We start from the raw sequence: 14,345 nt of genomic DNA on the forward strand, positions 1-14,345 counted from the left end.
AAATTCGACGGATCGTTAACCGATTTCGGCATTACGGTAACGATTCGTTGTGCCGAGGGTGTGTGATCAGGGCAGCCAACCCACCTGGTCACGCAACAGGGCATAGCCGACGAAGGCGACGACGTCGATTAAGGCGTGTCCGATGATCAGCGCGTGGATCCGGTTGGTTCGCTGCCACACCCGGCCGTAGACCAGCCCCATGACCACGTTGCCCACGAAACCGCCGAATCCCTGGTAAAGGTGGTAGGAGCCGCGCAGCACCGCCGAGATCCACAGTGCGCGGTTCTCGGTGGCACCCAGCTGCCGCAGCCGGGTGAGCAGGTAGCAGACCACCAGCACTTCCTCGGCCGCGGCGTTGCCCAACGCCGAAAGCACCAGCACCGGAGCCCGCCACCACTCCTCGTCCAGGGTGGAGGGCTGCACGGCCAGGTTCAGCCCCAGCGAGTGCGCCACCAGGTAAAGCCCCAGACCGGGGATGCCGATCAGGGCGGCCAGCCCGACACCTCCCGCGAGGTCCCGCCCCGGCCTGCTGTTGTCGAAACCCACTTTTCGCAGCGCGATGCCACCCTGCCACAGCAGGTAGACCCCGAGAGCGGCCCAGGCGAACAGGCGCAGCACACTCGCCAGCTGTTCCAGCAGGTCCAACAGTCCCAGCCGCGCCTGGGAGGTGTTGATCGCAACCGCCTGCTGGTCCAGTGACTCGGGGCGCAGCAGCGCGTCCAGCAGGGACAGCAGGCTCTGCAATCCCGCCATGCCGAGCGTGATCGCGAAGACGATCACCAGTTCGACGACGATCGCCCTGCGCTGCCCCGGGTCGGTGATCCGGGTCGGCTCGTCGGGTCGGTTCGGCAGTAACCAGGAACGCGGCGAGGTGGGACCGTGACTGGTGCTCACCCCGGGAACCCTACTGACCGGTGTTTTCCGGTCGTGTGGCCGTATCCGTTACGCACGGCGGGTCCGTTACGCACGGCGGAAGGCGAAACGACCGCGCGATCAGGGCGGCACGACCGATGCCGTGTGGGCACCCCTGTGGGGTCATCGCTGGGGGGTCACCGCGGTTCCGCCAGGAAGGGACATCCCATCAACCGCCGTAGTTCGGCACCGAGCTGCTCGGAGTCCTCCACGGCGCGGGAGAAGCCGAGCCGAACGTCGTGGTCCCCATCGGTCGATTCCACCCGGAGCCGCACTCCGTAGCGGTCCAGCCCCAGCGGGCGCACGTGCCCGCCCCGCAGCCGCTCCGGCAGGTAGCGGGTGAGCAGCCCGACCACGTCACGGTGGGAGAGTTCCAGGTGTCGCAGCCAGCCGTCCTCGTAGAGACAGAACGGATCCGGCCGCGAGGCGGCGAAATCCGCGGAGTCGATCGAGCGGGTCTCCTCGGAATCGGCGAGTACCAGCGAGACGGACTCCAGACGCAGTGCCGTCGCGCCGTGCCCGACGTCCAGTAGTCGCGGATCCGGGCGTTCCTCGGCAATCTGCAGTACCCGTTCGTGCCGTTCACCGTTGGCGGGGAGACGCAGCCATCCGGTCAGCCAGATCAGCCCGCGTACCGGTTCACGCAGCCGTACCGGGGCGGAGTCGGCCACTTCCAGTACGGCGCCGAATTCGCCGCGCGGAGCCTGCCAGACCGCCCCGACCAAGGGGTGCCCGTCCGACAGCAGCACCGTGGCGGTGCCGTCCCGGTGGACGTGGTGCAGCAGCGGCTGAACCCGTTCGGCGTCGAGGCCGGAAGGCTGTACCGCCGCTCTGCCGCCCCGTTTGGCGATCGTGCGGGCGCGCTCGGCAGCGCCGGGCTTCGCGGGCGTGCGAGCGGTCTCGGGCATCGCTCACCTCCAGAGACGGCACAGCAGGACTTATTAGGTAACCCTAACCCAGTCGGCGCCGTTGTGGAAGTGCCCCGATCAGGGATCGCCGCGTGTCGGGACCACGTGCGGGGGACCGCGCTACCGGCCGGGGCCGGAGCGGCGTCAATTTCCCAAGAAATCGCCGCGCCCCTTCGACGCAGGCCGAACTCCCACCACTTCCGCAGGTCGCCCTAGCCACCCCAGCAGGCCGAACCCCGACCACTCCCGCAAGTCGAACTCCCACCACCCTCGCGATCGGCACCGCCGCGGGTTCTCTCGGCGGGCTCTCGCGAGGAAGGCCCGACGTTGTGTAGTAACTACCCGATGTCGGGCCTGCCGGAGCGAGAGCCCACGAGAGGTTCCGCCAAGCGGCCAGCTCGTCCGGCCTGCCGCTCCGAGAACTACCGGTTGGTCACCCAGCTGCGGTAGTAGGTGGGGTCTTCCGACGCGGTGGCCGCCTCACCCAACCGCAGCGGCCGGAAGGTGTCGATCATGACGGCCGTCTCGTCGAACCGCTCCGCTCCCAGCGAGGCCTCCGCCGCCCCCGGCTGTGGTCCGTGGCTGCAACCGGAGGGGTGCAGCGACAGCGAGCCGATGCCGATTCCGGAGCCCTTCCGCGCCTCGTAGTTCCCTCCCACGTAGAACATCAGCTCGTCGGAGTCCACATTGGCGTGGTTGTACGGCACCGGGATCGAGTCCGGGTGGTAGTCCACCTTGCGGGGGCAGAACGAGCACACCACGAAATTCGGCCCCTCGAAGGTCTGGTGCACCGGCGGCGGCTGGTGGATGCGTCCGGTGATCGGTTCGAAGTCGGCGATGTTGAACACCCACGGATACAGGCAACCGTCCCAGCCGACCACGTCGAACGGGTGGTGCTCATACGTCATCCGGGTGAGGCCGTCGTGGTGGCGGACCAGCACGTCCACGTGCTCGCCCTCCACCAGCAGCGGCTCCGTGGGACCGCGCAGGTCCCGTTCGCAGTAGGGGGAGCTCTCCAGGAACTGCCCCTTGGCGCTGAGATAGCGCTTGGGCGGGCCGATGTGCCCGGTGGCTTCCACGAGGTACAACCGGGGTGGTTGTTCGCCCAGCGGCACCACCCGGTACGTGGTGGAGGCGGGCAGCAGGACGTAGTCGCCCTCGGCGACCTCCAGGGCTCCGTAAATCGTCTCGAACCGTGCCGAGCCGTGCTGCACGTAGCACAGCTCGTCACCGGTCGCGTTGCGGTAGAGCGGGCTGGTGGTGTCGGGCACCGCGAAGCAGATCGACACGTCGCTGTTGCCGAACAGCAGCCTGCGCCCGGTGACCGCGTCGGTACCGGCCTCGCCGCCCGGGAACGTCAGTTCCCCGGTGCGGAAGTGCCGTGGCCGGAGCGGCAGGTTGGGCTCGGTGACACGTCCCTGTTCGGCAACCGCTTCGGCCGCGAGGACCGCGGTGGGCAGGCCGCGGTGATACAGCAGGGCCGATTCCGAGGAGAACCCCTCGATTCCCATCAGTTCCTCGGCGTAGAGGCTCCCGTCGGGTTGACGGAACCGCGTGTGCCTCTTGCGCGGAATCTCACCCACTTGGCGGTAGTACGGCATACCGTCCTCCGGTCGGTCGAGTGTGGCGAAGCCGAGCGCTGCGAGAACACCGGGCTGATAGCCGAACGGTCGCCGGTTCACCCCGAAGCGACGACGAATCGAGCGATCCCGCAAAGCGTTCGTTTTACGGACACTTTTGTTCACTGCCCGGCACGGCATTAGCGTGACACTCGTGTCAAGCGCTGTTGAACTCCACGCGCCCGGTCCGCGCGGTATTCCGCCCCTGTTCGCACGTCTGGTGGACGATGCCTCGCTCTTCCCGCCCGCCAACGCGTCCGTCGCTCAGGCGGTTGAGGAACACCTGCGTGCGCGGGACGGCGAGTACGCGGGGTTACTGGGGCCGATCCTCTGCCAGGTCTCCCGTCTGCCGGAACTGATCACCGAACTGGCCAAGGCCAAACCGTCCGAGCCACTTCCCATGTCGCTGGTCTGCGACACCGGGCTCGGCGAGGTGCCGAAGGCACTGTCGATCATCGAGGGGCGCCACGAACTGCTCTCGCTGCGTATGGTCGAGATGCCCGGACCGTCCGAGGTCGACGACGTGTGGTTGGAACGCGTCTCCGAGTTCGTCCCGGAGGACGTGGTTCGCGTCGTCGAACCGCGACGCGGCGACGGGTGGCTCGACGGGGTCCGTCGTGTCGCCGAGTTCGGATGCTGGCCGAAACTGCGGTCGGGAGGCCAGACCGTCGAATCCTTCCCCAGTGTCGACGTCGTGGCCGAGTTCCTGGCCGTCGCCACCACGCTGGAGGTTCCGTTCAAGGTGACCGCCGGAATGCCCCGCGCGGTTCGCCGCACCGACTCGGAGACCGGCTTCCCGCACCACGGTTTCCTGAACCTGCTGGTGGCCGTGGGACGCGCCCTGTCCGGCCAGGACGTGCGCGCGGCCCTGGCCAGCACCGACGAACGGGCACTGACCGAGGAGGCGTGCTCACTCTCCGACGAGGCGGCGAAGGCGGTCCGGAGCGTGTTCTCCTCGTACGGAGCGACTTCGCCCATCGACCCCGTGTCCGATCTCGTCGAGTTGGAACTGTTGTGACCTGGATCGAGGACCCAGAGTTCGCGCCGGACCGCCCGTTCGGGCCGCAGACACTGCCTTACGGCGTGTTGGGCACCGCCAAGGGTCCGACGGTGGCCGTGCGGGTGGGCAAACACGCCGTCCCGCTGCGGGGTGTCGCCGACGAGCTCGGCCCGCGGGTGGGCGGGCTCGTCGCCGGCGACTCGTTGGATCCGCTGCTCGCGGCGGGACCGGCGGCCTGGCGCGAGCTGCGGGAACGCCTGCTGGAGCTGGTCGGAGCCGACTCACGCCCCAAGGGCGCCGAGTTGATCCGCGCCGACTGGCACACCCAGCTGATGCCGTTCACCGTGGCCGACTTCGCCGACTTCTACTCCTCGCGGCACCACGCCGAGAACGTCGGCAAGATCTTCCGTCGCGAGGCGGAGCCGTTGCTGCCGAACTGGACGCATCTGCCGGTCGGCTACCACGGCCGCTCCGGCACCGTGGTGGTCTCCGGCACGGACGTGGCCCGCCCCAACGGGCAGCGCCGCGTCTCCGGCGACCCCACCCCGGTGTTCGGCCCCACCCGCAGGCTCGACTTCGAGGCGGAGGTGGGATTCGTCTGCGGCGGCGAACCGGCCTCGCGCGTGAGCCCCGAGGAATTCGACGAACACGTCTTCGGCGCCCTGCTGGTCAACGACTGGTCCGCCCGCGACATCCAGTCCTGGGAGTACCAGCCGCTGGGGCCGTTCCTGGCCAAGTCGTTCGCGACCTCGGTGTCGGGCTGGATCACCCCGCTGGCGGCGCTGGAACAGGCCCGGGTCCCCACCACCGGCTATGATCACCAGCTGCTGGACTACCTGGTCGAGCAGCGGCCGTGGGGCCTGGATCTGCGTCTGGAGGTGCGGTGCAACGACACCCTGCTGTCCCGGCCGCCCTTCGGGGAGATGTACTGGTCGCCCGCGCAACAGTTGGCGCACCTGACCGTCAACGGCAGCACGGTGCGAGCGGGTGACCTGTTCGCCTCCGGTACGGTTTCGGGGCCGGAGCCCGATCAGCGGGGTTGTCTGCTCGAACTCAGCTGGGGTGGTTCCGATCCCGTTACGCTGGAGGACGGCGAGCAGCGCACCTTCCTGCAGGACGGCGACCGCGTGACGATCAGCGCCACGGCGCCCGGTGAGCACGGTCGTCCGGTCGGGCTGGGGGACGTGTCCGGCACGGTGCTGCCCGCGGTTCGGAGGTGACCCGATGAGCACGAGCTCGGCCCGATCCGCCGGGGATCCCACTCCGGATCCCGAGCGGGAGCCCGCGGGCGCCACCCCGACGAAGGAGAGTTCACTGACGCTGGAGCGCGGCCTCAACCTGCTGCAGGCGGTGGCCGACGCCGACAGCGAGGCCCCCACCATCAGTGATCTCGCCACCACCGTCGGCGTCAGCAGGGCGGCGGTGTATCGACTGCTGGGCCCGTTGCAGAGTCGAGGTCTGGTGCGCCGGGAGGGGTCCAAGGTCCGGCTGGGCCTCGGCGTGCTCTGGCTGGCGGGCAAGGTGGTGCCGCAGCTGCGGTTCGCGGCCCTGCCCGCGCTGCGCGCCCTGGCGGAACGGGTGGGGGCCACGGTTCACCTCACCGTCGCCGACGGCAACGAGGCCCAGGCCATAGCCGTGGTCGAGCCGTCCTGGACCAGCTACCACGTCTCCTACCGCGTGGGCACCAGACATTCCGTGCAGCGCGGCGCGGCGGGCCGCGCCGTGGACCTCGCGGAGGACGGGCCGAAGTGGGTGACCAGCGTGGGCGAGCTGCAGCCGGGGGCGTACGGGGTGGCCGCCCCGGTACGTGGCGTGCCCGGCCTGCGCGCCAGCGTGGGCGTGGTGGCCATGGAGCCGCTCTCGCCGGACGAGGTCGGCCCCCTGGTCGTGCGCACCTGCTCCGCCGTCTCCGACGCTCTTGGGTAGTCGAATTGTCGGCTCGGTCTGCGTAGCTGGTTTCGTGGCGGAACCTCTCGCACGGCTCTCGCTGCGGGTCCGGCGACATCGGGTAGGCACCTACACAACGTCTCCGGCGTCCTCACGAGAGCCGCACGGGAGAACCCGCGGCGGTGCCGACTCCCGGGGTGGTCGGAGTACGGCCTGCGTGAGTGGTCGGAGTTCGACTTGCGGGAGTGGCGGGAGCTCGGCCTACGTCGAAGTGGCGCGGCGATTTCGCGAGAAATCGGCGGCCACGGGGCCACACCGCCGTGGCGGCGCGGCGATTTCGTGGGAAATTGACACCCACCCGGGCCGCCCGGGCCGCGACTCGGAGCATCTCCTTCGGTGGAAATTTCGGACGGGCGGTTTACAACGGCCGATTTCGGGGTGAGAATTCCGTTCATTCGTGGGTGAAGCTCTTACCGCGCGCTTGATCTTGCTCCGATTCACCCCGGAGCGGGCTATAGGTCCTCCCTCGACAGGACCAACGTCCCGGTCCCCACCAGGACCCTCGCCCGGCGAAGAACAGGACGATTTGTCCTGCAACCCCCACCGGCTCGGGGGGCAGGCTGGTACGCGTGGATCTTCTCGACATCGCCAGGTGGCAGTTCGGGATCACGACGGTTTATCACTTCCTGATGGTCCCGTTGACGATCGGACTCGCGATCCTCGTCGCGGGAATGCAGACCGCCTGGTACCGCACCGGTAACGAGCGGTACCTGAAGATGACCAAATTCTGGGGCAAACTCATGATGGTCAACTTCGCCATGGGCGTGGTGACCGGCATCGTGCAGGAATTCCAGTTCGGCATGGCCTGGAGCGAGTACTCCAGGTTCGTCGGCGACGTCTTCGGGGCACCGCTGGCCATGGAGGGCATCGTCGCCTTCTTCGTCGAATCGGTCTTCCTCGGGCTGTGGATCTTCGGGTGGGACCGGCTGTCCAAGCGGGTGCACCTGGCCTGCGCCTGGGCGTTCTCACTGGCCACCGTGGCTTCGGCCTACTTCATCCTGGCCGCCAACTCGTGGATGCAGCACCCGGTCGGTGTCGAGATGGTCAACGGCGAACCCAGGCTCAGCTCGATCTGGGCCGTGCTGACCAACAACACCCTGCTCGCGGCCTTCCCGCACACGATCTTCGGGTGCTTCGCGGTGGCGGGCACGTTCGTGCTCGGCATCGCCGCGTGGAAGGTCTGGAAACGCGACCGGCAGGACATGCCGCACGACGAGGACCGCCGGGTCTGGCACAAGTCGATGCGGGTCGGCGCGTGGGTGGCGCTGTTCTCCTTCGTGGGGCTGGCGATCTCCGGCGACATCCAGGGCAAGCTGATGTTCGAGCAGCAACCGCTCAAGATGGCCTCGGCGGAGGCGCTGTGCCACACCGAACAGCCCGCCAGCTTCTCGGTCTTCGCCTACGGCGACGTCAGCCGCCCCGACTGCGAGAGCGTCAAGAGCATCACCGTGCCGTTCATGCTGTCCTACCTGGCCCACGGCGACTTCAGCACCGAGGTCAAGGGCGTGCCACAGCTGCAGGGCGAGTACGCGGACAAGTACGGCACGCACTACCCGGACGATCCCAGGCTGGGAGAGCTCGCGGGCGAGCGGATCGAGTACCAGCCGAACCTGCCGGTCACCTACTGGGGTTTCCGGTTCATGATCGGCTTCGGTGCGATCTCGGCACTGGCAGCCCTGGGCGCGCTCTGGTTCACCAGAGGCGGGAGGTTCCCGCGCGGGCGGCTGTGGGGACCGCTGGCGCTGGCGTCCATCGCCACGCCGTTTCTGGCCAACGTGTTCGGGTGGATCTTCACCGAGATGGGGCGTCAGCCGTTCGTGGTCGCTCCCAACCCCAACCCCTCGGGGGTGGACGGTGTCTGGATGTACACGGCGCAGGCCGTTTCCTCCGGGGTGTCACCGGGGGAGATGATGACCTCGCTGATCGCGCTGACCTCCGTCTACGGCGTGCTGCTCGTGGTGGAGGTGTTCCTGATGGTGCGCTACGCGCGCGGCGGTTTCGAGTCCGTGATGCCGCACAAGTCCTCCGACGACGACTCCGATTCGGGCGGCTCCGGCTCGAGCGACTCTGGCTCGGACGACGTCCTCTCCTTCGCCTACTGACGCCCACCAGGAGGACCGGTTTGCCCTGCACTCTCGCCGTCGCCACGGATGACCACCCGCCGAACCCGCGCGGAATCGGCCGCGCACGACCCACCGCCCCGACCACCGGAGTGACCTGATGGACCTGCCGACCGTCTGGTTCTGCATCATCGCCCTGCTCTGGCTGGGCTACCTCTTCCTGGAGGGCTTCGACTTCGGCGTCGGCATGCTGCTTCCCGTGCTGGGACGCAAGGAGACCGAACGTCGAGTACTGATCAACACGATCGGCCCGGTCTGGGACGGCAACGAGGTCTGGCTGATCGTGGCGGGTGGTGCCATGTTCGCGTCGTTCCCCGGTTGGTACGCGGGGCTGCTGAGCACCGCCTACCTGCCGTTCACCGTGCTGCTGCTGGTGCTCATCGGCCGAGGCGTGGCGTTCGAGTACCGCGGCAAGGTCGACACCGACCGGTGGCGGCGCGCTTGGGACACGGTGATCGTGATCGCCTCGTGGGTCGCTCCGATGATGGTCGGCCTCGTGCTCTCGGCGACCGTGTTCGGGCTGCCGCTGGACGCCAACGGGGACCGGGTCGGTGGCCCGCTGGTCATACTCACGCTGCCCAACGTGCTCGGTGCCGTGGCCGTGGCGGCGTTCTCGCTGCTGCACGGCGCCGCGTTCCTGGCGTTGAAGACCGAAGGCGGGGTGCGGGAACGAGCCCACCGCTTCGCGCTGCTGCTCGGGGTCCCGCTGCTGCTACCCGTCGTGGGGCTGCTGCTGGTCGCCCAGCTGCGCGAAGGAGCGCCCTGGACCTGGATTCCGCTGGTCATCGCACTGCTGACCGGGCTGGCCGCACTCGCGCGGCAGGCGGTGGGGCGCGACGGTCAGGCGTTCGTGCTGCAGGGAGTGGCGCTGGCCGGAGCGGTGGTGACGCTGTTCGGCGCGTTGTGGCCCAACGTGCTGCCCTCCACGCTCGACCCGGCGTGGTCGCTGTCGATCGCCGAAACCGCGTCCAGCCCCTACACGCTGACCGTGGTCACCTGGGTGGCCGCGTTCGGCACCCCGGCCGTGCTGGTCTACCAGGGATGGACCTACTGGGTGTTCCGCAAACGGATCGGCACGAAACACATCCCTCCGGTGCACGCCGCTTAGTCGTTGTGGCCGCTCGGTTTGCGTGGTGGTTCGAATGGCGGAACCTCTGGCACGGCTCTCGCTCCGGGAGGCCCGACATCGGGTAGCGACACAACGTCGGGCCTTCCTCGCGAGAGCCGCACCGGAGAACCCGCGGCGGTTCCGGTGGCGAGGGGTCGGGGCTCGGCTGCCGGGATGGTCGGAGTTCGCCCTGCGAGGGTGCTCGGAGCTCGGCCTGCGTCGAAGGGGGCGACGATTTCGCGAGAAATTGACGCTCACGAGGCCACACCGCACCGCCGGGGCGTCAATTTCGCGAGAAATTGACACCGCCCGAGCACCGCGACTCGGTTACCGGCACGGCGTCGAGAGCAGTGGCAGTGCGAAAGCAGCAATGAGATCGGGAGAGATCGCGTCAGGGAGTTGGGAAGCGTGACAGCTCGTTCGACGGAGCCGAACAGCACCACGGGTGCCGAGGGCGGCGCGGCGGGCAGCGCCGTGCTCGCCGGGGGGCCGTTGGGGGCGCTGCCCCGACTGTCGCCGTCCACCCGGCGCGCCCTCTACCTCAGCGGCGTGCTGGCCGTGCTGAGCGCTTTCGCACTGATCACGCAGGCGTGGGCGCTGGCCGACGCGCTGGCGCGAGTGGTCATGCACGGCTTCGACACCGCCGCCATCGGCGCCCGGCTGGCGGTGCTGTGCGGCGCGGTCCTGGCCCGGGGCGTGCTCGGCTGGGCCACCGCGAGCGTCTCCGCCCGCGCGGCGGCGGGCGCCAAGGAGGAGCTGCGTGCCCAGCTGCTGGACTCCGCGCTGCGACGCGGTCCAGAGTGGATCGGCCGCTACGGAGCGGCGGAACTGACCACGCTCGCCACCAAGGGGCTGGACGCGCTCGACGCCTACTTCACGCGTTACCTTCCCGCGCTGGTGACCGCCGCCGTAGTGCCCGCGATCGTCGGTTTCCGGATCCTGCTGGCCGACTGGACCTCGGCGGCCATCATCCTGGTCACGGTCCCGCTGATCCCGCTGTTCGCCTGGCTGGTCGGCCGCTACACCGAGAGCCGCACCAATCGGGCCGCCGAGTCGCTGCGGCGCATGTCGGGACAACTGTCCGAACTGGTTCGCGCCCTGCCGGTGCTCACCGCCTTCGGTCGGGCGGGCGCGCAGCGCGAGGCGGTGCGCCGCGTCAGCGAGCGGTACCGGCGCGACAGCGTCTCCACGCTGCGGATCGCGTTCCTGTCCGCGCTGGTGCTGGAGTTGTGCTCCTCGCTCTCGGTGGCGCTGGTGGCCGTGAGCATCGGGATGCGGCTGGTCTCCGGTGACCTCGACCTGGCGACCGGGCTGCTGGTGCTCGTGCTGGCGCCGGAGTGCTACCTGCCGCTGCGCAACGCGGGAGCCGCGCACCACGCCAGCGAGGACGGCCTGGAAGCCGTACGCCGCGTCGAGGAGGTCCGGCTCGAACCCCCTGCTGCCGGGCAGGACACCCACGCGCCCTCGGAATCCGAGGTTCCGAACGGCGCCGAGCTCCCGAACCACGCGGCCCCACTGCGGGTGACCGGCCTCCGAGTGGCCCGTCGGGGGGTCCACGCGCCCGACGGGCTGGATTTCACGGCTCCGCCGGGGCGGGTGACCCGGCTGGAGGGTTTCGGCGGGATCGGCCCCAGCGGCAGCGGCAAGTCCACCACGTTCGCGGTGCTGCTCGGGTTCACCACCCCCGAGTCGGGGACGCTGCGCTACGGCGAGACCGAGATCGACAGGCCGGACTCCGCGAGCTGGCGCGCCACGCTCGCCTGGATCCCGCAGCGCCCCGCGTTCTCCGGCGGAACGGTCACCGACGAACTGCTGCTCGCCGGCAGCGACCAGCCCGAGGGCACCGCCGACCACATCGACGAGGTGCTGCGCGCGGCCGCCGCCGAGCACCTGGCAAGTCGAGCGATCGACTCGCTGTCCACCGGGGAGCGGCAACGCGTGGCGGTGGCGCGTGCCCTGCTGCGGTTGCGCGGCCGAGCTCGGGTGCTGCTGGCCGACGAGCCGACCGCCCATCTGGACGCCGCCACCGCCGCGCACGTCTCCGCCGCGATCGGGGACGCGGCGGAATCGGGCGCCGTCGTGGTGCTGGCCAGCCACCGCCCCGGACCTGCCGAGCCCCGCGAGTCGCCAACCGACGAGCACGCGAGCGGCACCGAAGCCTCCCCCACCGCCTCCGGCCCCGCCCGCGTCCGGGAGCTGGTCACCGCGCGGGGCCTCGGCGGCGCGGCGCTCGGCGTGCTCTCGCTGCTGTCCGGCATAGCGCTGACCGCCACCTCGGCATGGCTGATCGCGCGTGCCGCACAACAGCCGCCGGTGCTGACGCTCAGCGTCGCCGCCGTGGGGGTCCGGACCTTCGCGCTGTCCCGCGCCGTGCTGCGCTACGTCGAACGGCTGGCCACCCACGACGCCGCGTTCCGGCTGGCGGGCAGGCTGCGCGAACGGTTGTGGGACGGGCTGGTCCGCTGGGGACCCGCCCGCACGACGGCGCTGGTTCGCGGCGACGGCGCGGCCAGGCTGGTGGACGACACCGACAACGTGCGGGACCTGGTGCCCCGCGTGCTGGGGCCGCCGCTGACCGCCGTCGGGGTTGGCTGCGGGGCCGTTGTCGTGCAGTCCCTGGTGCTGCCCGAGGCGGGGCTGCTGCTCGCGGTGGCGCTGCTGCTGGCGGGAGTGCTGGCTCCGCTGGTGGCGCTGGCGGTGCAGCGCCGTGCCACCGCGGCGGTGGCTTCGGGGCGCCGGGAGGTGTCCATCCGCGTGCTGGGGCTGCTCGAATCCGCCGCCGAGCTGCTGTCCTTCGGCGCCACCGGTGAGCGGCGTGCGGAACTGGCACGCGCCGATGCCGAGCTGGCGCGCAAGGCCCGTCGGGCGGCCTCGGGCGAGGGGGCGGCCGGAGCGGTCGTCACGCTCGTGATGGGTGCTGCCGTGGTCGGCTGCACCGCGCTGGCGGCCCGAGCGGTCGCGGCGGGCGAGCTCGCTCCGGTACTGGCGCCGCTGCTCGCGTTGGTGCCGCTGGCGGCCACCGAGGCGGTCGCCGAGCTCCCCACCGCCGCGCAGCAGTGGCTGCCGCTGCGTAGGGCGCAGCAGCGGTTGGGCCCGTTCCTGTCCGAACCGGACCAGGCGGAAGGAACGCTGTCCGATGGGGCGCTGTCCGAACGGGACGGCGGCCTCGAGGGCGGGAAGCGCCCGGTGGGGGTGTCCGGGAGTTCGGAAACCGAGCCGGCCCGGGAATCGTTGGTCGCTCCGGGCGAGGTGCTACTTGAGGACGTCCGGGCGAGCTGGCCCGGCGCCGAGGATCCGGCGTTGTCCGGGCTGACGCTGCGGCTTCCACCGCGATCGCAGGTGGCCGTGGTGGGCGACTCGGGGGGTGGGAAGTCCACCACGCTGGCGGTGTTGGCCGGGCTGCTGCCGGTGGAGAGTGGAAAACGCGCGGTGGGGGGCAGGGTCGCCTGGTGCCCGCAGGATCCGCAGCTGGTCTCCACCACGATCCGCGAGAACCTCCGGCTGGCCGATCCCACCGCCGACGACCGAAGGCTGGCGGCGACGCTGCGCTCGGCCGGGCTGGGAGGCTGGGAGGACTCGCTGGGCACCGTGGTCGGCAACGGCGGAACCGAGCTCTCCGGTGGTGAGGCGCGGCGGCTGGCGCTGGCCAGGGCGCTGCTGGTTCCCGACGCGGAGGTGCTGCTGCTGGACGAGCCGACCGCCCACCTGGACGAGCCGACCGCGCTGGAACTGCTGGATACTTTGGAGCGCGAATCGCACGGCCGCACCGTGGTTCGGGTGACGCACCACGACCGCGAGGTGCACCGGGCGGATCTGGTGGTTCGCATTCGCCACGGTCGGGCGGAGGTGGTGCACCGCTCGGCTGATCCCGCCTAGCGCGGGATGCGGAAACCGACCGAGCACGGAGTCGATTCCGACAGGGTGCTCTCCGGCCGAGTTCTCGGCTGGGGAACAGCGGCGGATGCTCGACTCGGCGCTCCCGCCGAAGTGGCGGAACACCGCTCGGAGCCGGAGAGTAGAAACGGTCGGCCCGTTCCTTTCCGAACAACCGGAAGGAACGAGCCGACCGTTCAACTAGTCATACGCGGATCAGTCGATGGGAACGGCGCTCCACCGCTGGGACAGGCTGTCCACGTCCTTGTTCAGCACGATGTCCCGCGAGGGATAGGCCACCTGGTAGGGGTTCATCACCCGGTGGGCGTTGTCGTACGGCGAGATGCGCAGCCCCTCGTCCTTGTCCACGTTCCACCACTGCTCGCGGTCACCGCGGTCGCACTCCTGCTGCCGCACGTGGCGCAGCGCGTCCTGGTTGTCCGGCTGCAGGCAGAGCCCCGAGCCGACGTTCTTGATGCGGAACACCCCGCTGAAGCCGGTGGGCAGGAACTTCCACTGCTCCTGCAGACGCGCCGAGTCGGTTCGGTGCTGGTACCACAGGTCCAGGATGCCGTTCTGCGAGGTGTTCCACCCCTTGGCGATCATGAACAGGTGGGCGCTGCGGTTGTAGAGGTGGTAGGGCTCGCCCAGCACGATCGAGGTCTGCGCCTCGCGCGCCCCAGGCCGCTGTTCGTGCTGTTCGGCGGCACCCGCTCCCGCTCCCATGATGCCCACCAGGGAGAGCGCCGTCGCGAGTACCAGTGCGATCCGCTTCTTCGGCTTCACCGAGAACCGATCCTTTCTCGTGATCATTTCGTGATTCCCGGGAAAACTGTCGAGCACCGGAGAACGAAGATC

At 69.9% G+C, this 14,345-nt stretch carries 10 protein-coding genes; 6 read left to right on the forward strand and 4 right to left on the reverse strand.

From position 1 onward, the window contains the following. Positions 1 to 66: 66 nt before the first annotated feature. The 3 genes from ACOQFL_RS21165 to ACOQFL_RS21175 all read right to left on the reverse strand — a co-directional run bounded on the left by ACOQFL_RS21165 (position 67) and on the right by ACOQFL_RS21175 (position 3,421). Positions 67 to 894, reverse strand: a complete 828-nt coding sequence (locus tag ACOQFL_RS21165) for a CPBP family intramembrane glutamic endopeptidase (RefSeq protein WP_435545941.1) — start codon at positions 892 to 894, stop codon at positions 67 to 69. Positions 895 to 1,049: 155 nt separating this feature from the next. Beyond that, the gene (locus ACOQFL_RS21170) at positions 1,050 to 1,820 is read right to left on the reverse strand and encodes a DUF2470 domain-containing protein (protein WP_435545942.1); all 771 of its coding nucleotides are present in this window, start codon (positions 1,818 to 1,820) and stop codon (positions 1,050 to 1,052) included. Positions 1,821 to 2,242: 422 nt separating this feature from the next. After that, entirely contained in the window at positions 2,243 to 3,421 is a 1,179-nt protein-coding gene (locus ACOQFL_RS21175) for a homogentisate 1,2-dioxygenase (protein WP_435545980.1), read from the reverse strand. A 172-nt stretch (positions 3,422 to 3,593) separates the two neighbouring features. Between ACOQFL_RS21175 and ACOQFL_RS21180 the strand changes: the two genes are divergently transcribed. From ACOQFL_RS21180 to cydD, 6 genes are all read left to right on the forward strand, one after another. Then, positions 3,594 to 4,457, forward strand: a complete 864-nt coding sequence (locus ACOQFL_RS21180; RefSeq protein WP_435545943.1) for a hypothetical protein — start codon at positions 3,594 to 3,596, stop codon at positions 4,455 to 4,457. Continuing rightward, positions 4,454 to 5,659, forward strand: coding sequence for a fumarylacetoacetate hydrolase family protein (locus ACOQFL_RS21185; RefSeq protein WP_435545944.1), 1,206 nt, complete (start codon positions 4,454 to 4,456; stop codon positions 5,657 to 5,659). The genes ACOQFL_RS21180 and ACOQFL_RS21185 overlap by 4 nt, the downstream gene beginning before the upstream one ends. A gap of 4 nt (positions 5,660 to 5,663) precedes the next feature. Continuing rightward, positions 5,664 to 6,365 carry an IclR family transcriptional regulator gene (locus tag ACOQFL_RS21190; RefSeq protein WP_435545945.1) on the forward strand — a complete coding sequence of 234 codons (702 nt, stop codon included), beginning with the start codon at positions 5,664 to 5,666 and terminating at the stop codon, positions 6,363 to 6,365. A gap of 590 nt (positions 6,366 to 6,955) precedes the next feature. Continuing rightward, complete coding sequence (locus ACOQFL_RS21195; protein ID WP_435545946.1) at positions 6,956 to 8,488, forward strand: cytochrome ubiquinol oxidase subunit I; 1,533 nt, start codon at positions 6,956 to 6,958, stop codon at positions 8,486 to 8,488. Positions 8,489 to 8,606: 118 nt separating this feature from the next. Beyond that, positions 8,607 to 9,614 carry a cytochrome d ubiquinol oxidase subunit II gene (cydB, locus tag ACOQFL_RS21200; protein ID WP_435545947.1) on the forward strand — a complete coding sequence of 336 codons (1,008 nt, stop codon included), beginning with the start codon at positions 8,607 to 8,609 and terminating at the stop codon, positions 9,612 to 9,614. A 408-nt stretch (positions 9,615 to 10,022) separates the two neighbouring features. Then, complete coding sequence (gene cydD, locus ACOQFL_RS21205) at positions 10,023 to 13,490, forward strand: thiol reductant ABC exporter subunit CydD (RefSeq protein WP_435545948.1); 3,468 nt, start codon at positions 10,023 to 10,025, stop codon at positions 13,488 to 13,490. Between the two features lie 213 nt (positions 13,491 to 13,703). Here the strand turns inward: cydD and ACOQFL_RS21210 are convergent, their stop codons facing one another. Further along, entirely contained in the window at positions 13,704 to 14,273 is a 570-nt protein-coding gene (locus ACOQFL_RS21210; protein ID WP_435545949.1) for an RICIN domain-containing protein, read from the reverse strand. Positions 14,274 to 14,345 lie beyond the last annotated feature (72 nt).

Source organism: Actinopolyspora sabaoui (assembly GCF_051225635.1).
GTDB lineage: Bacteria > Actinomycetota > Actinomycetes > Mycobacteriales > Pseudonocardiaceae > Actinopolyspora.

What these genes read in the sequence shown, in the direction of transcription:
- ACOQFL_RS21170 (WP_435545942.1), bottom strand. Translation starts at nt 1,820, where the DNA reads ATGCCCGAGACCGCTCGCACGCCCGCGAAGCCCGGCGCTGCCGAGCGC.
- ACOQFL_RS21175 (WP_435545980.1), bottom strand. Translation starts at nt 3,421, where the DNA reads ATGCCGTACTACCGCCAAGTGGGTGAGATTCCGCGCAAGAGGCACACG.
- ACOQFL_RS21190 (WP_435545945.1), top strand. Translation starts at nt 5,664, where the DNA reads ATGAGCACGAGCTCGGCCCGATCCGCCGGGGATCCCACTCCGGATCCC.
- cydB (WP_435545947.1), top strand. Translation starts at nt 8,607, where the DNA reads ATGGACCTGCCGACCGTCTGGTTCTGCATCATCGCCCTGCTCTGGCTG.